This is a genomic window from Seonamhaeicola sp. MEBiC01930 (assembly GCF_045277075.1).
Lineage (GTDB): Bacteria > Bacteroidota > Bacteroidia > Flavobacteriales > Flavobacteriaceae > Seonamhaeicola.
In genome coordinates this window covers 158653-179988 of sequence record NZ_CP104270.1, presented here as the reverse complement: position 1 = coordinate 179988, position 21336 = coordinate 158653, and the positions used below count along the sequence as shown (strand labels likewise).

The following is a 21336-nucleotide window of genomic DNA, read 5'->3' as shown; positions in this document are numbered from 1 at the left end:
ACATGAAGTTACAGTTTAAAGAACAAGATTTTCAGGTAAATGCGGTAAAGGCGGTAGTGGATTGTTTTGAAGGACAACCTTTAAAAACAAATCGTTTTACTTTAGAGAGAAGTAAAGAACTCATCAGAAAAGCAAAACAAGCGGCTTCTGGTACAGCAACTTTAGATTTTAATATTGAAGAAGAAATTGGATATAGAAATAGTAGTATCCAAATTATAGAAAATCAGATATTAAAAAATATTCAAGCAGTTCAAAAAGAAAATGACTTGCACGAAAGTCAACAAATAGAACGCCCTAAAGGGGTTAAGTTAGGGTATAATCTAACGATTGACATGGAAACAGGTACGGGTAAGACCTATACTTATATCCGTACCATGTATGAGTTGTTTGAAAAGTATGGATGGAGCAAGTTTATTGTAATAGTTCCAAGTATCGCTATTAGAGAAGGTGTTTATAAATCGTTTCAAGTTACTCAAGAACATTTTCAAGAGAAGTATGGGCATAAAGTAAACCCCTTTATATACAATTCTAGTCGTCCACAGGATATTGAGAGCTTTGCCTCAGATAGCCGTATTAGTGTTATGATTATCAATACCCAAGCTTTTAATGCTAGAGGTAAGGATGCAAGAAGGATTTATCAGGAGTTAGACCAATTTGGTACGCGGAAACCTATCGAAATCATTTCCCAGACCAACCCAATTTTAATTATAGATGAGCCTCAATCTGTTGATGGGAAGAAGACTCTAGAGAGTATGCAGGATTTTAATCCACTCTTTACGTTGCGATATTCGGCAACACACAAAGTTGATTATAACAAAATTTATCGCTTAGACGCTTTAGATGCTTATAACAAGCGATTAGTTAAGAAGATTCAGGTTAAAGGGATTAATCTGAAAGGTTCAACAGGAACAACGGGGTATTTATATTTAGAACATATTAGTTTGAGTACCACAAAACCTCCATTTGCTGTTTTGGAATATGAGCAGCGTGTTGGGTCTGGAGTCAAAAAGGTTCGAAAAAAACTTAGTGAGGGAGCAAACTTATATGAGTTATCGGGCAATATGCCAGCGTATAAGAATCAAACTATTACAGAAATTAATGGCTATCTGAATAAGGTGGTTATTGGCGGTCAGGATATTTATCCGGGCGATATATTAAACGATAAGGATGAAAATGCTTTTCGTAGAGTACAAATACGTGAATGTATTATGTCTCACTTACAAAAAGAAAAACAATTATTTGATAAAGGAATAAAAGTGTTGTCCTTATTCTTTATCGATACAGTTGAAAAATATCGTGTCTATGATGAATTGGGAGAACAGCAATTAGGGGAATACGCTAAGATATTTGAAGAGGAATATAATAATGCTGTTAGTGAATTCCTTGACCTTTTTCATCAAGAATACAATGATTATTTAAAGGATAATGACCCAAGTCAGGTTCATAAAGGTTATATGCCCACTTCTTATGGTCAGTATTTAAAGCGTGACCATGCCGAAGAAGTGCATGAGGGCTACTTCTCTATTGATAAAAAGAAGAGAATGGTTGACCCAACTGTAAAAAGAGGTCGTGAGGAATCTGATGATATTTCTGCTTATGACCTGATTATGAAAGATAAAGAGCGGTTGTTGAGTTTTGATGAGCCAACACGATTTATCTTTTCGCATTCGGCATTAAAAGAAGGGTGGGACAATCCAAATGTTTTTCAGATTTGTGCACTTAAAAATCCTGAAAGTGGAAGTGAAACCAGAAGGCGACAGGAAGTTGGGCGTGGAATGCGCTTGTGCGTGAACAAGAACGGTAATCGTTTAGATTTTGAATCTGTTGGAGAACAGGTACACGAAATAAATAAATTAACGGTGATAGCTTCAGAAAGTTATGAAGCTTTTGCAAAAGGGTTACAAAAAGAAATTGCGGCAACTTTAAAAGACCGACCTCAAAAAGCAGAAGTGGAATATTTTGTTGGTAAGATTGTAACTAATGAAAAAGAAGAAGAGCATCGTATCACAGAAGAAGAAGCAAAGAAATTAAATAAGATTCTTTATAAAATGGATGTAATCGATGAGGATGACAAGATTACAACAGAAGGGAAAGAACTTATTGAACAAAATAAAATGCCTCTGCCCGAAATTTTAGAACCTTATCGGGCATCGATTGGACAATTGTTGAAATCTGTCTATACAGGTGAAGAATTTAAACCTGAAAATGAACGCGAAACGGTAGTGCTAAATACCAATAACAATTTCAAAAAGAAAGAGTTTCAGGCACTTTGGGATAAAATTAACCTTAAGACTATTTATGAAGTCAAGTTTGATACTTCTAAGCTTATTGAAGATAGTAAGATTCTTATCAATGCACAGTTAAATATTGGAGATAGGGTATATGAGGTAAAAACTGGAGAGTTGCAAGATGGGACTAAAGAACAGATGCAAGATGGTAATCTTGTTAGAGAGTCGAAACGTGAATATTTAAAACTGAATAATGACTTATATGCCGATGCAGTTTATGACATCGTTGGTGAGATTGAGGCATTAACGAATTTAACAAGGCGGACAATCGTATCCATTCTAAAGTCTATTAGCGAAAAGAAGTTTTTACTTATTCGTAAAAACCCTGAAGAATTTATTGCTAAAACTAGCAAGCTTATTAATGAAGTTAAGGCAAGCCTTATAATTAATAACATTGTCTATCACAAAACTGATGATAGGCATGATGCGAAAACGGTGTTTACCAACGACAAATTTGCTTTGCGTAAATCAGAGTTGCTTAAAAAGCATATCTACGATTTTCTTACCTCAGATTCTGGAATTGAATCGAAATTCGCTGAAGCTTTAGAGAATAGCGTTGAGGTTGTCGTTTATGCGAAGCTTCCTAAGAGTTTCTATATTTCTACACCTGTAGCTAATTATAGTCCGGATTGGGCAATAGTTTTTGACAAGGACAAAGTAAGACAGATTTATTTTGTAGCAGAAACTAAAGGTTCTGACTCAGATATGGATTTAAGGGAAATAGAAAAACTAAAAATTCATTGTGCAGGCGAACATTTTAAAGAAATAAGTGGTAATGAGGTTCGATTTGAAAAAGTGAGTAGTTATGACAAGTTAATGGAAATAGTCCAAAGCCAATGAATAGTGTAGAAAAAATTATTAGAATTCCTATTAGGGAAGCTTTTCCTTATGAAGCTAGAAACCTTACCCCTTGGCTTTGTGAGAATATTGATGTTCTTGGGGATGCCATTGGCATTGAATTGATAAACGCCGAAAGAGAACAGAGTACAGGAAGCTTTAATGTTGATATAAAAGCTGAAAATGATAATGGAGATATTGTTGTTATAGAAAATCAATATGGACCAAGTGACCATGACCATTTAGGAAAATTGATAACCTACTTAACTTCATTTGAGGCCAAGGTTGCTATTTGGATTGTTGAAACTCCTAAGCAAGAACATATTAATGCAATATCATGGTTGAACGAAGCAGATAATGGTTGCGATTTCTACTTCTTAAAAATTGAGGCTATAAAGATTGGAGAAAGTAGTCCAGCTCCTTTATTATCCAAAATTGTTGGGCCAAGTGAAGAATCCAAACAAATTGGCAAGATTAAAAAGGAGGATTCATTAAGGCACAAGCAAAGGAGGGCTTTTTGGACGAAGCTTCTATCTGTAACTAGCACAAAAAAAGTAACAACATTTTCTGCTATTTCCCCATCAGGAGATGCATGGATAGGTGCTTCATCAGGTGTTAGAGGGTTATCATATGTTTTCTGGGTAAATCAGCATAGTGTTCGTATTGAACTTCGCATTGACAGAGGCAAAGGTTCAGAAGATGAAAATTTGACTATCCTAAGAACATTAGAAAAATCAAAGCAGAATATAGAAGAAAGTTTTGGAGGCAGTTTGAACTGGGATGAACTAGAAGGCTACAGAGTTTGTAGTGTTAGAAAAGAATATGATTTAGGCGGATATAGAGATGGCGAGGAAAAATGGGATTTAATAATTGACCAAGTAGTCGGAGCTATGAATTCTTTAATCAATGCCACCAAGAAACATATTAAGGCATTGCGATTGTAAGTATGAAATTAATAGATAATGTAAATAATCGTCTAGGTGATGATTTAAAGAATAGTATCGAGAAAGGTAGCAAATTGAGTATTGCTGCTGCTTCTTTTTCAATTTATGCATTCGAAGCTTTAAAAAAAGAACTTGGGAAGATAGAAGAACTAAGATTTATTTTTTCATCACCAACATTTGTTGAAGAGGAAATTCAAAAACAAGATAGAAAATTTTACATTCCCCATATTTATAGAGAATCTGAGTTGTGTGGCGGTGAGTTTGAATTACGTTTAATGAACCAGCTTAATCAAAGAGCAATTGCTAGAGAGTGCTCGAAATGGGTTAGGGAAAAGGTAACGTTTAAATCCAATAAGCATAGTAACCTTCCTTTAAATGGGATGATGCATATTCAGGGTGAAAAGGAATATGCATATGCCAATGTGAGTAGTTTTACTTCTTCAGATTTAGGAATAACCCATAAAAAGGGGTTTCCAACATTGATTCAAAAAACTGATTTTCCTGATAGTAGTGCATACCTTGATTGGTTTAATCAAGTTTGGGAAAATGAGGAATATTTGAAGGATGTTACAGAAAAAGTTCAAGATTACTTTGAAAGTGCATATAAAGAGAACAGTCCAGAATTTATCTATTTCATTACGCTATATAATATATTCAATGATTTTCTCGATGATTTATCGATAGACAATTTACCCAATGACCAAATTGGCTTTAAAGAGTCAGTTGTGTGGAGTAAACTCTATAATTTTCAGCAAGATGCTGTTATTGGTGCAATAAACAAGCTTGAAAAATATAAGGGTTGTATTTTGGCTGATAGTGTTGGTTTGGGAAAAACCTTTTCAGCATTAGGGGTGATTAAGTATTACGAAATGCGTAATAAGGATGTTTTAGTTCTTTGTCCTAAAAAGTTAGAGGCTAATTGGAATACGTATCGACATAATGACAAAAATAATATTCTTGCTAAAGATAGATTTAGATACGACGTGTTGTTTCATACCGACTTATCAAGAGAAAGAGGGACAAGTAATGGGCGTAATTTAGAGTCGGTAAATTGGGGTAATTATGGGCTCATAGTTATAGACGAGTCTCATAACTTCAGAAACAATAATACAGTTGTTGGAAAAGAGAATAGATATCAAAAACTTTTAAGAAAGGTAATTCAGGAAGGTATTGAGACTAAAGTCATGATGCTTTCAGCTACACCAGTTAATAACAGGTTCAATGATTTAAAGAACCAATTGGCTCTAGCCTATGAAGGAGAGGCGATTAATATTGATGATAAGTTAGAAACTGATAAAGGTATTGACCAAGTATTCAGGCGAGCGCAAACAGCTTTTAATATTTGGAGTAAATTCGATACATCAGAGAGAACAACAGAAAAGCTGTTGGATATGTTGGATTTTGATTTCTTTGAAATTTTAGATTCTCTTACAATAGCGCGTTCGAGAAAACATATAACGACATATTATGATACTTCAGCCATAGGTAAATTTCCAGAGCGTAATAAACCAATATCCATGCAAAGTCCATTAACTGATACTATGGACGTAACCTATGTTGATATTGCTGAAAAACTTACCCTTCTTAATCTTTCAATTTATACGCCCCTAAATTATATTCTTCCTAGTAAGATGCAACTCTATGCTGATTTATATGATAAAACAGTGAAGTCGGGAAGATTGACACAGGTAGACCGTGAAAAGAGTTTGCGAATTTTAATGAGAATTAATCTCTTAAAACGACTGGAAAGTTCTGTAGATTCATTCAGGATTACTTTGGAAGGGGTTATTTCTCAAATTGAAAATGCCATTAAAATTATTGATAAAGGCGGTTCAGGTGATTATGAAGGATTGCAAGCAAAAATAGGGGATGAGAATTTTGATTGGGAAGCTGATTGGGGTGATGAAGAAAATGTCATTGGTAAAAAAATCAAGATTCATATTAGTGATATGGATGCTACCAAATGGCGTGAAGACCTTAGTGAAGACTTGGTTATACTAAATGGTCTATGGAGCAGTATTGTTGATATTAGAGGTGAAAAAGATACCAAGTTACAAAAGCTTATAAGCTTATTAGACAACAAAATCCAAAAACCATTTAACAGAAGTAATAAAAAGGCAATCGTGTTTACTGCTTTTGCTGATACAGCTAATTATTTAAATGAGCATTTAGCTAAGCATTTAAAAGAAGAGTATGGGTTAAATACAGCAATTGTTACTGGTTCAAGAAAAATAAGTAACACTAAAAAAATCCCACCAGATTTAAATGCAATATTGTCTTGTTTCTCACCTATTTCCAAGGATAAAAAACAGTTATATCCGAAAATAACTGAAGAGATTGATTTGTTAATTGCAACAGACTGTATTTCTGAAGGGCAGAATCTTCAAGATTGTGATTACCTAATTAACTACGATATACATTGGAATCCAGTTAGGATAATTCAACGTTTCGGAAGAATTGATAGAATTGGATCTAAAAATGAAACCATTACGATGGTGAATTTTTGGCCAGATATAACGTTGGATAACTATATTAATTTAAAACAGCGTGTAGAGAATAAAATGCTGATTAGTAATATGGCGAGTACTGGTGATGACAATATTTTAAATTCAGATGAGAAGGACTTAGACTATCGTAAAATTCAATTGCAGAAGCTACAAGAAGAGGTCATTGATTTAGAGGATTTAAGGGAAGGTGTGAGCATAACAGATTTAGGGTTAAATGATTTTAGAGTTGATTTAACAAATCTCATTAAAGAGTATGGTGAATTAAAAGATATTCCAGAAGGCTTGCATGCTGTTGTAAAATCTACACCTATTCTAGAACCTGGTGTTGTTTATGTTTTAAAGAATTTAAACTCCGGTGTGAATATCAATAAGCTTAATAGGCTTCATCCTTATTATATGGTTTATATAAAGAAGTCAGGAGAACTTTTATTAAACCATGTAGAGTCTAAGAAAATCTTGGATGCCATAAGAATGTTGTGTAAGGGGGTTGATAAGCCTATCACAGATTTGTGCCAAGAATTAAATAAAGAAACTGATGAATATCACGATATGAAAGTATATTCAGAGTTATTGCAAAAAAGTATAGGGAGTGTACTTCAGGTTGAAGAAGAAAAAGAAATTTTAAGCCTCTTTAAATCTGGTGGAACTACTGCTCTACAGGACAAAATAAAAGGTTTAGAGGACTTTAAATTGATTTCATTTTTAATAGTACGATAGCATGGAATTTTTAAATCTACCCTCGAGAACAAAAGTTAATAGGTTTATTCCTAAAAATGCTTTCGATAAATATACAAGTACAAAGCAAAAGAAACTTTTTGTTGAAAAGGTTAGTAAAATTACTTGGCTGAATAAGTTGTCTGAAGAAACCGTAAATCTTGCGGCAAAAGAAATTAAAGAGATTCAAATTTTCAGATTAGAGTTAAAGAAAAAAGAGGATATTCAAGAACTTTTAGAGGTAATTGATAAATCGATTCCTTATCCTATTATATTTTTGGTTCAATACAATGAGCAATTATACTTTTCTTGTTCGTCAAAACACCCTCATCCAATTAACGAAGATAGTTCCGTTATTGACTGGACATTCAATTCCCCTTGGCAGAAATCAAATGAGAATAATTACTTATTGAATTTGAGAACGAGCTTAGATTGGGTTTATAAAGATTTTTGTGTACAACTGTCAGGAAAAGAAGATTTAAAAAAGAGTTCTTTAGAGGCCATTATTAGTCATCAAAAACAAGTTGACATAGTAGAAAAGGATATATCCAAATTGAAATCGGCAATATCAAGGATGAAACAGTTTAACAAAAAGGTTGAATTGAATAATGAGTTGAATGAGAAGAAGAAAGAGTTAAAGAAATTAAAGGGTGTGTGATGGAGCTAACAAAAACGGACTTTATTCAATACTTAAATTGTCCTGAGTCATTGTGGCTATTAAAAAATAGACCAGACGATTATCCTAATGGTGAGTTTTCTCTTTTTCTACAAAAGTTGATAAATGAAGGCTACGAAGTTGAAGAGCAAGCGCAGAAACTGTTTCCAGATGCTCATAAACTACCAGAATTTGGTTCGCCACAGGATACATTAAGGGCATTTGAAGAGGAAAGTACTACTTTTTTTCAACCAGCTTTCGTTACCAAAAACGGGGTATTTGCAAGAGTAGATGTGTTGCAACATCTTTCGAATAATACATGGCATATTTATGAAGTTAAATCATCAACAAGTGTCAAAACTGATAAGAAACATAATCATCTTAAAGATGCTTGTTTTCAAAAATATGTTTTGGAGCAAAATGGTTTAAACGTTTCAAAAGTTTCTATTATTCATCTAAATAAGAATTATGTTCGCCAAGGAGATATAATTCCTGAAAAACTTTTTAGCATAACCGATGTTACCGAACAGATTCGAGAACTATATTCGGATGTGTCAATTGAAATAGAAAAAGCAATTCAATTTATTAATCATAAAGAAATTAATACGTCTTCATGTTCATGTAGTTTGAATACAAGGGCTAATCATTGCGATAGCTTTGCGTTATTCAATTCGGATGTTCCTGAACTTAGTATTTATGAAATTGGAAATGTTAGAGCTAACAAAATTAAGGAGTTGAGGGATAAAGGAATTGTGCAAATAGCAGAAATTCCAGATAATTTTAAGTTAAATGAAAGGCAGAAGTTACAGCTTAATTCAATCAAGCAGGGGAAACCGATAATAGCGAATGAGAGAATTTCTAAGGTATTAGACTCTTTAGTGTTTCCATTACATTTTATTGATTACGAAACATATGCCAGTGCTGTTCCCAAATTAAATGGAATAGGCCCACACCAACATATTCCTTTTCAAGTCTCTATACACACTATGCAAGAGGATGGTTCTATTTCTCATTTTGAGTATTTAGCAGATAGTCTCGAGTTACCGCATAAAATGGTGGAATTTATGTTTCAAAGTTCAGGTAATGTTGGAACATTTGTATCATGGCATAAGAGTTTTGAGATGGCGAGAAATAAAGACATGTATAATTGGGTGTCAAAGTATAAACACTATTTGGAGTATATGAATGCAAATATGTTTGATTTAGAAGATATTTTTAAATTAGACTATGTTGATTATAGGTTTAATGGTTCTACTTCAATCAAAAAGGTTTTACCTGTTTTATTACCTGAATTATCGTATGATGAATTAGATGTTCAAAATGGAACAATGGCTTTAGACTTATGGGGTCGAATGGTTTTAGATTCAGATTTTAAAGAGGACAAACAAAAAGTTAGAGAAAAACTTCTTGAGTATTGTAAATTGGATACTTGGGCTATGGTTGAATTGTTTAAATTATTAGTGAAAAGATATGAGTAGAATTAATATACAAGGAACAATTGATAATATTAAAAGTAAGTCAAATGTTTATACCCCTATAATTGAAGCAGTTGTAAACTCAATTGATTCAATCACTAAAAAAGGGATTGATGATGGTAGGATTGAGATTCAATTAATCAGGGATAATCAGCTACATATAGATGATTCAAAGCCTTTTATTAAAGGAGTTGTGGTTCGTGATAATGGTGATGGTTTCAATTCTACTAATCGTGAATCATTTGATACTTTTTATAGTCAAGAAAAGAAGGATATTGGAGGAAAAGGCTTTGGGCGTTTCATGTTCGTGAAGTATTTTGATAATGTATCGGTTAAAAGTGTTTTTAGAGATGGAGGTGGGCTAAAAGAAAGGGCATTTGATTTTGGTAGAAAGTTTGAAATTATAGAAAATGAAAAAATATCAGAAACAGAATCGTTGGATACTTATGCAGAAGTATCGCTACTAAACTTAAAAGACCAGAAAAACTTTGATAAAAATATAGATACGATTGCAAGAAAATTATTAGATAAACTTCTGATTTTCTTTTTAAGAGATGATTTTAAATGCCCAGTTATTCTAGTTAAGGATGACGATGGAACATCCATAGTGTTAAATGACTATTTATCTGCAAAAAATGAAATACAGCTTATAGGAGAGCAAAAGTTTACTCTTGGTGAAAACTCTAAAGATTCAATACTCTTTAAAGTAAAGGTTTTTAAGATGTTCTTTTTAGGAAGCCAAAGAAGTAGGGTCATTTTAACAGCAAATAATAGAGCTGTTACAGAAACTAATCTGCATAAATATATTCCAGAGTTTGAGGATGACTTTTTCGATACCACTGGGAAAGGTGAAAAATCTACCACTAAAAACTATATTATAAGGTCTTATGTTATAAGTGATTATTTAGATAGCAGTGTATCGTTAGAGCGTGAGACATTTGACTTTGATAAAGAAAAAGCAACCATTTATAAACCGTATTCTCAAAAGCAGATTGAATCAAATACGGCTATAGAAACTAAAAAGTTGTTTAATCAAGAAGTAACAACTAGAGCTGAAAAAAAAGTAACAAGAATTAAAACCTATGTTACGGAACACGCTCCATGGCATAAATCTTATTTTTCAGAGTTAGACCTCACAAATATACCTTACGGCATAAAGGAAAGTGACATTGAGGCTGAACTACAAAGAATAAAATTTAAGAAAGAGCAATTCACAACATCTGAACTGAAAAGATTGTTGTCTGAAAATGGTGAAGCTGACCAAGATAAAATATCAGAAGCGATTTCAACAATCTCAGAAATTGGCAAAAGTGATTTAGCTCACTATGTTTTTAACCGAAAAATGGTTTTAGATGCTATGACGCATCTTTTGAAAAGAAGAGAGGATGGTAAAGGTGAGTTAGAAAAAGATATTCACAATCTTATATATCCAATGGGTAAAGATTCAGAGACAGCAGATTATGGAGACCATAATTTATGGCTCTTAGATGAAAGGCTTGTGTTTTCCGAATATGTAGCATCGGATAAGAAGATAGGGACAAAGAAGGATGCTTTAAAAGAGCCTGATTTAGTAGTTTTTGATAAGAAAAATTCTTTTAGGAATGGAGATAATGAATTTAGTAATCCGTTGACAATATTTGAATTTAAGAGGCCTAAGAGAACTGCTTACAAGGAGGAGGATGACCCTGTAATGCAAATTGGGAAATATTTGAAAGATATTAGAGATGGTAAATATGAAATGCCAGAGGGATTAGAACCTATAAAGGTAAATGAAAATACACCTGTTTATGGTTATGTTGTGTGTACTGTAAATGATAAGATTCGTGAATTTGCCGATAAACACCAATTAACTGTTAGTCCAGATGGCGATAGCTATTTTGGCTTCCACAGAGGTTATAAAATGTACGTTGAGATAATTGGATTTAACAAATTGCTCAAAGATGCAACACTCAGAAACAAAATTTTCTTTAAGAAATTACAGTTGGAATAATAGTGGCAAGAGAGATATTTTGATATTTGTTGTACCTATGTTGTACCTAAATAAAAAACCCAAGACTCTAAATCTTGGGTTTTTCTTTGTTTACTTAGTAGCGAGAACGAGATTTGAACTCGTGACCTCCGGGTTATGAATCCGACGCTCTAACCAACTGAGCTACCTCGCCATAAATTTGTGGCTGCAAATATAAAAACAATATTATTCTCAACAAACATTACTTAAATAAAATATTACTAAAAAAATTGCAAAACTTATTAATTAATGTATATATTGGGAACATTAAATTTTAAAGTATTTATGGACGATAAAGTTAGATTCGATATAGAATTTCCAATTCACGCTTCACCTCAATTATTATTTCAATATATATCTACGCCATCAGGTTTATCAGAGTGGTTTTCAGACAACGTAAATTCACGTGGAGAGCTGTTTACTTTTATTTGGGATGATAGTGAAGAGCAAGCTAAATTACTAAGTAAAAAGAGTGGTGAACGTGTTAAATTTAGATGGATAGCAGATGAAGAGGAAGCCTTGACTTGTTACTTTGAAATTAGAATTCAGGTTGATGAAATTACAAAAGATGTTTCTTTAATGGTAACAGATTTTGCTGACGAAGATGAGGTTGATGAAGCTAAAATGCTTTGGGAAAATCAAATTTCAGATTTAAAGCATGTACTAGGTTCTGTTTAGATAAAAAATGATTTAATTAAATTATATTTGTCCCGTTTTCAGTAACAATGAAAATGGGATTTTTTTATGATAAATTTTGGCGGTAATATTTTAGAAGAAAATACAATTCTATCAATTGAAAATAGAGGTTTTGCTTATGGCGATGCACTTTTTGAAACTATAAAAGTAAGCCACGGTAAAATTATGTTTTTAGAAGCGCATTATTTCAGATTAATGGCATCAATGCGAATTATGCGTATGGAAATTCCAATGAACTTTACTATGGAGTTTATTGAAGAGGAAATTATTAAAACACTTACGGCTAATGATTTATTAAAATCTTCAGTTAGAGTAAAGTTTACGGTTTATAGAAATGAGGGAGGGTTATATACCCCAGATAATAATGCTATTGGTTATATAATTACATCAAAAGTTATAGAAGACAGCTTTTATACCTTAGATGATAGTTTTTATGAGGTAGATTTGTTTAAAGACTTTTACCTATCACCAAGCCTATTATCAACATTAAAAACAAATAATAAGGCCCTAAATGTGGTTGGAAGTATTTTTGCCAAAGAAAATAAACTAAATAATTGTTTGCTCTTAAATACTAATAAACACGTTGTGGAAGCTTTAAATGGTAATTTATTTATTGTTAATGGTAATACAATTAAAACACCACCTATTACTGATGGATGCTTAAAGGGTATTATGCGAAATCAGATAATTGAAATTCTTAAAAATGTTGAAGAGTTTGAAGTTGTTGAATCCTCTGTATCTCCTTTTGAGCTTCAAAAAGCAGATGAAATTTTTATTACTAATGTTATAGTTGGTATTCAACCTATTTCAAAATATAGAAAGAAAGTGTTTGCAAATAAAGTAGCAAAAATACTTGTTGGTAAATTGAATATGACAATAAGGTTGAGCTAGTTGTAATTGGGGTTTTCTGGTGCATTAGACCAAATACTATATTCTCCTCCAAATTCTAACATTTTCTCTTTCCAAAAAGATTTATAATCCTTTTCTATAATATTGGCTTTGTAGATGTTTTCTGTAACCACCCAAGAATTACCTTTTAATTCTTCATCTAGTTGGTTTGCATCCCACCCAGAGTAGCCTAGAAAAAATTTAATATCTTTTTCATTAATTGAGCCATTACAGATAAGGTCTGCAACAATATTAAAATCTCCACCCCAATAAATACCTAATGATATTTCAATACTTTCTGGTATTAAATCAGGAATTTTATGAATAAAATATAGGTTGTCCTGTTCAACAGGACCTCCATTATAGACTTTAAAATTAACTTCAATTTCAGGTACCAATTCATTTATTGTATAATCTAGTGGTTTGTTAAGAATAAAACCAATAGAACCCTGTTCTGTGTGGTCGGCAATAAGAACAATAGACCTATTAAAAGAAACATCACCAATTATTGAGGGTTCAGCGATTAACAAATCTCCTTTTTTTGGTTTTATTGTTATCATGCATTGAGGAATTAGTAACTAAATCTAATATTTATTTATCAAAAAAGCAACTATTTCAATTAGTGAATAAAAAAAGGCCTTCACATAGTGAAGACCTTTCCTAAAATATTATTGAATATCTTATATTAGTTTACCGCATTTGATAAATCTGAACCAGCTTTAAACTTTACAACGTTTTTAGCTTTGATTTTGATAGTCTCACCAGTTTGAGGGTTTCTTCCTTCTCTAGCAGCTCTTTTAGAAACTGACCAAGAACCAAAACCTACTAAAGAAACTCTGTTTCCTTTTTGTAATGCGCCTTCAATTTCAATAATTGCACATTCTAAAGCTTTTTTAGCAGCAGCTTTAGTGATTCCTGCGTGTTCTGCCATTGCATCGATTAAATCTGTTTTGTTCATAATATAAAGTTTAATTATTAATAAATTGGTTAAACATTTTTGTTAAATCCTTTACAAATTTATACGGATTATGCAATCACGCAAGTAATAGCAAGGGAAATACGTGGTTTTGTTGATAACTTAAAGCTTTTGTTAATAAAGGATATGCATTTCAACGAGTTTTTAATAGTATCAGTAGTAACAAGGGTTTAGAGCATTTTAGCGTTTGTTTTAAAAGAATATCCGTTTAGCAATGATTGTACATCCATTGTTCGTTTACCAGGAAGCTTCATTTCATTTATAATAATATATCCTTTTGATGTAGCAACCTTAATTACTTTTTTAGTAGAAATTATAGATCCAATTTCCATGGTATGATTTTCAATTTCCTTTTCAGCTGCATAAATTTTTATATCTAATTTATCTTCTCCATTTATTAATGTACACCAAGCTGATGGATAGGGACTTAATCCTCTTATTAAATTATAGATATTATCAATGGAATCATTCCAATTAATTTTGCAATTGTCTCTGTTGAGTTTGTAGGCTGTTTTAATGTTAGCCGTATCTACTTGTGGTTTGGTTTTAATTTTATCTTTTTTAATAGATGCTACAGTTTTCAATACCAATTCACTTCCAATAATCATAAGTTTATCATGTAGACTTCCTGCATTTTCTTGAGGGTCAATATCAATTTCTTCTTGAAAAATCATTTCCCCAGTATCAATTTTTTCATCTATAAAGAATGTAGAAACACCGGTTTTAGTTTCACCATTAATAATAGCCCAATTAATAGGTGCGGCACCACGATAGTTTGGTAATAGTGATGCATGCAGATTAAAGGTTCCATATTCTGGCATTTGCCATACAACCTTGGGTAACATTCTAAAGGCAACCACAATTTGAAGATTCGCCTTGAGTGCTTTTAATTCTTCTATAAATGATTCACTTTTAAGGTTTGTTGGTTGTAAAATGTTAAGGTCATTTTCTTTTGCATATTTTTTCACCGCACTTTCATTAAGTCTTCTACCTCTCCCAGCAGGTTTGTCAGGAGCCGTAATAACACCAACAATTTCGTAATGCTTATCAACTAAAGTTTTTAAGGTGGCCACAGCAAAATCAGGTGTGCCCATAAAAACAATTCTTAATTCTTTCATGTTAATTTATAAGTGTTTATTGGTGTAACTGTAATAATATTATGTTCTAATAAAAGCTTTAATATGGTTTTTAAATCTTTTTCTGAGCAATTAATTTTTGAAACTAGTTCTCTTGAAGATAAGTCGCCATTTTCTAAGAGCTCAATAATACGGTTTTTTAATGTTGTGATGTCAAGCTTTTTGGTGTTTTTTTGAGAAGACATGCATACAGAACAAACACCACAAGGATTCAAATCTTTTTCACCAAAATATGAGAGTAGTTGCATGCTTCTACAAACACTATCGTTTTCAACATAATCAAGGATGGCCTTAACTTGTTTTTGTTTTAACTTATTTTGTTGTTCTATGATTGTAGCAATACGGTTAATGGTTTTATCATCTTCTCTAGGTTCTATAAAAGTAATTTGAGCATCTGTTTTGGCTAAGTTTAGTGTTATTACCTCATTTTTTTCCAATTGATGAAGCGCATTAACTAATGCATCCTCCGTGATAGAAACTTTTTCAGATATTTTAAGCGTATTTATTTTGGTTTCATAATCAAAAATACCACCATACATTCTAAGAATAGACTTAACTACTAAATTTAGGTTTTGATGTTTTTCTAAGTAATCAAAAATTGATGAACTAGGCATGATAAATTGTACCGTAACCTTGTTTTTAAACTGTTTTGAAAGATTAATAATGCTGTTTCTATCTAATAATTGAAGGGTATTGTAACAAAGAATTGGGCTAAAGTTGTAGGTCTTACAAAAGTGATTAAAATTAAAATCATGTGATGAGTATTCACCTTCGCCATAAGATATTTGAAAATAGTTACACAATTTTCTGTAAATCTGTTTCACATAATCTATAGTTGGTAATACGCTTAAAAATTGATTTTTGACTAACTGAGAGTCACTGTCATTTTTTAATATAACTGCAAATGCTTTTTCTCCGTTTCTTCCGGCTCTACCAGCTTCTTGAAAGTAACTTTCAATACTTTCTGGTAAGTTTATATGAATTATGGTTTTAACATCTGGCTTATCAATTCCCATACCAAAGGCGTTGGTGGCAACCATGACCTGTTTTTGGTTATTTAACCAAGCATTCATATGGGTTTCTTTTTCTAGGTTAGAAAGTCCGCCATGATAAAAAGTAGCTGTTATATTTTTTGATTCTAAAAACTTGCTTACCTCTATTGTCAACTTGCGGTTTCTAACGTAGATTATTGATGGTTGCTGATACTTTTTTAATATGGTTTCTATCCTGTAATACTTGTCATTTTCATGGTAAACCATAAACCCTAAATTGGGTCTTAAAAAAGATTGTTTAAATATTTTAGGTTGAATAAAATCTAGCTCAACAATAATATCATCAACAACTTTTGTTTTAGCTGATGCTGTTAAAGCAACCAAATTTACAGAAGGGTGAAGCTGACGTAAAATAGATATATTTTTATAAGATGGTCTAAAATCATTACCCCATTGCGAGATGCAGTGCGCTTCATCAATTGCAATTAGGTTTACATTCATTTGTCTTATTCTGTCTTGAACTAATTCTTGTTGTAAACGTTCTGGTGATAAATATAAAAATTTGTAATTGCCATAAATACAATTATCTAATAGCGAGTCTAAATCACTGTATGAAATACCAGAAGTAATGGCTAATGCTTTTATACCTTTGCTGTTTAAGGCCTGCACCTGATCTTTCATTAGTGCAATTAAAGGTGAAATAACAATGCAAATACCTTCTTTTATTAAAGCTGGAATTTGAAAACATAACGATTTACCACCTCCAGTTGGTAACAAAACAAAAGTGTCTTCACCAGAAATAATAGCTTCAATAATAGCTTCTTGATTATTTCTAAATTGGGTGTAATTCCAATAACGTTCTAATATGTTAATTGGCTGATTCATATTTATGTAATTAACGTATTCAGAATAAAATCTGTACGCTCTTCCACAGTGCCAAAAGGAACATTAATTAAATTATAATTGTAAGATTGATATGTAGATAAAAGGTGTTCGTGAATTTTTAGTGCTTGATCAAAATTTTCGTAGCGCTCGTTGTCACTTTCATAAATGGCTTCCCAAGGTTTTAAAATAAACGCATAATCATAAACGATATTATTACAAATATTAATAAAATCTTTAGGGTATCTGTCTCCAATAAAATCCATATAGGCTAGAACATCATGTACACCTCTATCTAAAAACACAAAATTAGAGTCTGATTTTGATGCATCTATAAATTGTTGATGTCTACCATTTAAAAGGTGTTCACTAAACAATAACGGATTTGTTAAAAAAAGCTGATCTATTCCTTTTTGTTGAGCTTCTAGCGTTATCTGCCTTGAGATTTCTTCAAAACAAGTATAATCTCTTTTAATAAGTTCATTAATTATAGTTGATTTTCCAGTTCCAGGACCACCAGTTATGACAACTTTTTTTACCACCAAAGCTTTTGTTTTAATTGTAAAAATCGGAATTTAGAATTGATTAAAAAAATAGAAATGAAACTGTATATTTGCAGCATATATAATTGATATGAATTCATCACAAAAATCAGACGAATTTTACGAAAAACTAAAAGGTCAACTTTATGAAACTACTAGTTGGCCAGCAGAATATTTGTACAAGTTTATTGTGAAATCTGATATAAAAAAGATAGCACTGGTTGAAACTATTTTTGATAATATGGGAGCTGTTATAAATACCGTTGAGTCTAAAAACGGTAAGTATACCAGTGTGTCTGTTAACTTATTAATGAGAGATCCTGATGCAGTAATTGAAAAATATAAAGAAGTAGCAGAAAAAGTTGAAGGCGTTATAAGTCTTTAGTTTTTTTTTGTATTTTGCACTTGCATAATTACTACATGCAAGAATTTTAATTCCACACATTTAATTTTGATAGATACTTTAGAATACAATACAGAAAGGGAGCATTTAATTATTCCTGAATATGGTCGCCATATGCAAAAAATGATTAATCATGCTAAGGGCATAGAAGATAGAGAAGAGCGTAATAAATTGGCAAAGGCCATTATCTCAGTAATGGGTAATATGCAACCTCATTTAAGAGATGTTCCAGATTTTCAGCATAAGCTTTGGGATCAATTATTCATCATGTCTAATTTTGAATTGGATGTAGATTCACCATACCCTAAACCAACAAAGGAGCTTTTGGAGGAAAAGCCAGAGCCATTAGAGTATCCGCAAAACCATCCTAAATATCGTTTTTACGGAAATAATATTAAGACGATGATTGATGTGGCCAATACATGGGATGAAGGAGAACTTAAAGAGGCATTGGTATATACAATTGCCAACCACATGAAAAAGTGTTTTTTAAATTGGAATAAAGATACTGTTGAGGATATGGTAATTTATGACCATTTATTCGAGCTATCGGGTGGTAAAATTGATTTAAGGAACTCTGAAGAAAATTTATCAGAATCTTCTAGTTTGATGAGAGCTAAAAGTAAATATTCAGGTAAAAAAGGACATCATAAAAAAGGTCAAGGCAGACAAAGAAAACGCTACTAGGTAATTCATGGCAGTATTTAAGATTGAAGGTGGTCACCAACTAAAGGGAAGTATTCAACCACAAGGAGCAAAAAACGAAGCGTTACAAATTTTATGTGCAGTGTTATTAACACCTGAGTTGATAACCATAAGTAATATTCCAGATATTGTTGATGTCAATAAGCTTATTGAATTATTACGAAAACTTGGAGTTAAGATTCAAAAAAAATCAAAAGGCACTTATTCTTTTCAAGCAGATAATTTAAATTTAGACTATTTAGAATCTGATGAGTTTAAGGTAGACGGAAGAGGTTTACGTGGTTCTATAATGATTGTAGGTCCTTTATTAGCAAGGTTCGGAAGAGGTTATATACCTAAACCCGGAGGTGATAAGATTGGACGAAGACGTTTAGACACCCATTTTGAAGGTTTTATAAAGTTAGGAGCCAAATTTGGTTATAGTAAAGAAGATCAATTTTATGGAGTAGAAGCCGATACTTTAAAAGGTACCTACATGCTTCTAGAAGAAGCTTCAGTTACTGGTACCGCAAATATTGTGATGGCTGCTGTATTGGCAGAAGGTAAAACTACCATTTATAACGCAGCTTGTGAACCTTATTTACAGCAATTGTGTAAAATGTTAAATAGAATGGGAGCCAAAATTAGCGGTGTTGGCTCTAACATGCTTATTATTGATGGTGTTGATAGTTTAGGGGGTACCGAACATAGAATGTTGCCAGATATGATTGAAATTGGCAGCTGGATAGGTTTAGCAGCCATGACAAAAAGTGAACTAACAATTACCAATGTATCTTGGGATGATTTAGGGTTAATACCTAATGTGTTTAGAAAGCTTGGTATAACAGTTGAAAAACAAGGCGATGATATTCATATACCTGCGCATTCCGACGGTTATGAAATTCAAAGTTTTATTGATGGATCTATATTAACCATATCAGATGCGCCATGGCCTGGTTTTACTCCAGATTTATTAAGTATAATTTTGGTTGTGGCCACACAAGCTAGGGGAAGTGTACTTATTCATCAAAAGATGTTTGAAAGCCGCTTGTTTTTTGTAGATAAATTAATTGATATGGGGGCCAAAATTATCTTATGTGACCCACATAGAGCAACTGTAATTGGTCATGATTTTAAATCTACTTTGAAGGCAACAACTATGACATCCCCAGATATTCGTGCAGGTGTATCTTTACTTATAGCTGCTCTTTCTGCCAAAGGAACATCAACCATAATGAATATTGAACAAATTGATAGGGGTTATGAAAATATTGATCATCGTTTAAGAGCTATTGGAGCTCATATAGAACGTATACAATAGTATAATAGAACCTTTTTTCTATGAATTTGGTGTTTTTATTATTACCAATACCAAAGCGTTCCATCTTCTAGCCTTGTAACTGGTAAATAAGATCGTTTATATTCGTATTTTAAAGCTTCCTCTTCATTGTAATCTACTCCAAGACCTGGTTTGTCTTCTAATAGAATATATCCATTATCAAATGACAATGGATGACTAAAAACCTTGTTTAATGCCTCAGTTCCGAAACCAATAAATTCTTGTACTCCAAAATTAGGTGCCCAAATATTGAAATGTGCATGTGCAGCATGACAAATAGGAGATAAGTCTGGAGCTCCATGCGGAGCCATTCTTATGTTGTACATAGCAGCAAAATCAGATATTTTCTTTAATGGCGTAATACCACCTCCATGGGTAGCAGCTATTCTTAAATAATCTATGGTTTGATTTGTTATTAAATCTTTAGCATCCCATACTGTATTAAAAATTTCACCTATAGCTAAAGGTGTGGTTGTATGATTTCTTATAATTTGATAACCATCTTGATTATCAGCAGGTGAGGCATCTTCTAGAAACATTAATTTATATGGTTCTAATAGTTTTCCAAGTTGTGCTGATTCTATTGGTGTTAGTCTACTGTGAACATCATGAACTAGCTGGATATCGTAGCCATACTCAGCTCTTGCTTGTTTAAAAAGTTCTGTAATAAAGTTCATGTATTTAGATGTAGACCAAAGTTGTTCTGGAGGGAGTGGTCGGTCACTTTGAAGTTCAAAATAATCCTTTTTCTTTCCTAAAGTACCATAGGTGTCTTCTAACCCAGGAATAGCACATTGTAATCTTACAGCTTTAAAACCTTGTTTAATAAATTTACCCAGGTTTTCAAGGGTTTCATCAATAGTTGCTCCATTAGCATGGGCATATGCAGTAATACCTTTGCGGCTTTTACCTCCTAGTAGTTGGTAAACTGGAAGTCCAGCAATTTTTCCTTTAATATCCCATAATGCCATGTCTACAGCAGCAATAGCAGCCATAGTTATAGGTCCTCTCCTCCAATAAGCTCCCTTGTATAAATATTGCCAAATGTCTTCAATTTGATGTGGGTCTCTTCCTAATAAGCATGGAACTACATGCTCTTTTAAATATGCCACAACAGCCATTTCTCTTCCATTTACTGTAGCATCTCCAAGACCATAAATACCACTGTCAGTTATGATTTTTAAAGTAACAAAATTTCTACTGGGTCTACTTACCAATACTTTTATATGTTCTATTTTCATAAGTAAAATTAAAAGTTCAACCTTAATGCCAAAATATGATTTATTAAGGTTACGTGCTCAGGTTTTGAATATTGATTTCTAAACTTTTGAATTTAGCAATATTATTGTAATTCTATTGTATATGGTGCA

The 21336-nt window shown here is 32.4% G+C and carries 17 protein-coding genes and 1 tRNA gene; 11 read left to right on the top strand and 7 right to left on the bottom strand.

Annotation, left to right across the window (positions count from 1 at the left end; translation table 11 throughout):
* Nucleotides 1-2 precede the first annotated feature (2 nt).
* Genes N1F78_RS00840 through N1F78_RS00815 form a run of 6 tightly spaced genes read left to right on the top strand, consistent with a single transcriptional unit; the run spans nt 3 to nt 11410 of the window.
* Nucleotides 3-3128, top strand: a complete 3126-nt coding sequence (locus tag N1F78_RS00840; protein WP_406684305.1) for a type III restriction-modification system endonuclease — start codon at nt 3-5, stop codon at nt 3126-3128.
* Nucleotides 3125-4069, top strand: coding sequence for a DUF4268 domain-containing protein (locus tag N1F78_RS00835; RefSeq protein ID WP_406684304.1), 945 nt, complete (start codon nt 3125-3127; stop codon nt 4067-4069). The genes N1F78_RS00840 and N1F78_RS00835 overlap by 4 nt, the downstream gene beginning before the upstream one ends.
* A gap of 2 nt (nt 4070-4071) precedes the next feature.
* Nucleotides 4072-7293 carry a helicase-related protein gene (locus N1F78_RS00830; protein WP_406684303.1) on the top strand — a complete coding sequence of 1074 codons (3222 nt, stop codon included), beginning with the start codon at nt 4072-4074 and terminating at the stop codon, nt 7291-7293.
* A gap of 1 nt (nt 7294) precedes the next feature.
* The gene (locus tag N1F78_RS00825; RefSeq protein WP_406684302.1) at nt 7295-7948 is read left to right on the top strand and encodes a DUF4391 domain-containing protein; all 654 of its coding nucleotides are present in this window, start codon (nt 7295-7297) and stop codon (nt 7946-7948) included.
* The gene (locus N1F78_RS00820; protein WP_406684301.1) at nt 7948-9423 is read left to right on the top strand and encodes a DUF2779 domain-containing protein; all 1476 of its coding nucleotides are present in this window, start codon (nt 7948-7950) and stop codon (nt 9421-9423) included. Before N1F78_RS00825 ends, N1F78_RS00820 begins: the two co-directional genes overlap by 1 nt.
* Nucleotides 9416-11410, top strand: a complete 1995-nt coding sequence (locus N1F78_RS00815; RefSeq protein WP_406684300.1) for an ATP-binding protein — start codon at nt 9416-9418, stop codon at nt 11408-11410. Before N1F78_RS00820 ends, N1F78_RS00815 begins: the two co-directional genes overlap by 8 nt.
* A gap of 98 nt (nt 11411-11508) precedes the next feature.
* On the opposite strand, the gene N1F78_RS00810 is transcribed toward N1F78_RS00815, so the two are convergent.
* Nucleotides 11509-11582 (bottom strand) — tRNA-Met (locus N1F78_RS00810).
* Nucleotides 11583-11713: 131 nt separating this feature from the next.
* Here N1F78_RS00810 and N1F78_RS00805 point away from each other — a divergent pair.
* On the top strand, nt 11714-12106 hold the full coding sequence (locus N1F78_RS00805; protein WP_406685699.1) for an START-like domain-containing protein: 393 nt from the start codon (nt 11714-11716) through the stop codon (nt 12104-12106).
* Between the two features lie 66 nt (nt 12107-12172).
* Nucleotides 12173-13015, top strand: coding sequence for an aminotransferase class IV (locus N1F78_RS00800; protein ID WP_406684299.1), 843 nt, complete (start codon nt 12173-12175; stop codon nt 13013-13015).
* Here the strand turns inward: N1F78_RS00800 and N1F78_RS00795 are convergent.
* The 5 genes from N1F78_RS00795 to N1F78_RS00775 form a co-directional block, all read right to left on the bottom strand.
* A complete protein-coding gene (locus tag N1F78_RS00795; RefSeq protein WP_406684298.1) occupies nt 13012-13572 on the bottom strand; it encodes a YqgE/AlgH family protein in 561 nt (186 codons plus the stop codon). The two genes, N1F78_RS00800 and N1F78_RS00795, sit on opposite strands and share 4 nt — an antisense overlap.
* 125 nt (nt 13573-13697) lie before the next feature.
* The gene (locus tag N1F78_RS00790) at nt 13698-13970 is read right to left on the bottom strand and encodes an HU family DNA-binding protein (protein WP_290268080.1); all 273 of its coding nucleotides are present in this window, start codon (nt 13968-13970) and stop codon (nt 13698-13700) included.
* Nucleotides 13971-14158: 188 nt separating this feature from the next.
* Entirely contained in the window at nt 14159-15106 is a 948-nt protein-coding gene (gene fmt / locus N1F78_RS00785; RefSeq protein WP_406684297.1) for a methionyl-tRNA formyltransferase, read from the bottom strand.
* Complete coding sequence (locus tag N1F78_RS00780) at nt 15103-17001, bottom strand: ATP-dependent DNA helicase RecQ (RefSeq protein ID WP_406684296.1); 1899 nt, start codon at nt 16999-17001, stop codon at nt 15103-15105. Before N1F78_RS00780 ends, fmt begins: the two co-directional genes overlap by 4 nt.
* A gap of 2 nt (nt 17002-17003) precedes the next feature.
* Nucleotides 17004-17543 carry an AAA family ATPase gene (locus N1F78_RS00775; protein WP_406684295.1) on the bottom strand — a complete coding sequence of 180 codons (540 nt, stop codon included), beginning with the start codon at nt 17541-17543 and terminating at the stop codon, nt 17004-17006.
* Between the two features lie 88 nt (nt 17544-17631).
* Between N1F78_RS00775 and N1F78_RS00770 the strand changes: the two genes are divergently transcribed.
* The 3 genes from N1F78_RS00770 (at nt 17632) to murA (ending at nt 19948) form a co-directional block, all read left to right on the top strand.
* Complete coding sequence (locus N1F78_RS00770; RefSeq protein WP_406684294.1) at nt 17632-17925, top strand: DUF493 domain-containing protein; 294 nt, start codon at nt 17632-17634, stop codon at nt 17923-17925.
* A 66-nt stretch (nt 17926-17991) separates the two neighbouring features.
* On the top strand, nt 17992-18630 hold the full coding sequence (locus N1F78_RS00765; protein ID WP_406684293.1) for a DUF4290 domain-containing protein: 639 nt from the start codon (nt 17992-17994) through the stop codon (nt 18628-18630).
* 7 nt (nt 18631-18637) lie between these two features.
* The gene (murA, locus tag N1F78_RS00760; protein WP_406684292.1) at nt 18638-19948 is read left to right on the top strand and encodes a UDP-N-acetylglucosamine 1-carboxyvinyltransferase; all 1311 of its coding nucleotides are present in this window, start codon (nt 18638-18640) and stop codon (nt 19946-19948) included.
* 41 nt (nt 19949-19989) lie between these two features.
* Here the strand turns inward: murA and manD are convergent, their stop codons facing one another.
* Nucleotides 19990-21207 carry a D-mannonate dehydratase ManD gene (gene manD, locus N1F78_RS00755; RefSeq protein ID WP_406684291.1) on the bottom strand — a complete coding sequence of 406 codons (1218 nt, stop codon included), beginning with the start codon at nt 21205-21207 and terminating at the stop codon, nt 19990-19992.
* Between the last annotated feature and the right edge of the window lie 129 nt (nt 21208-21336).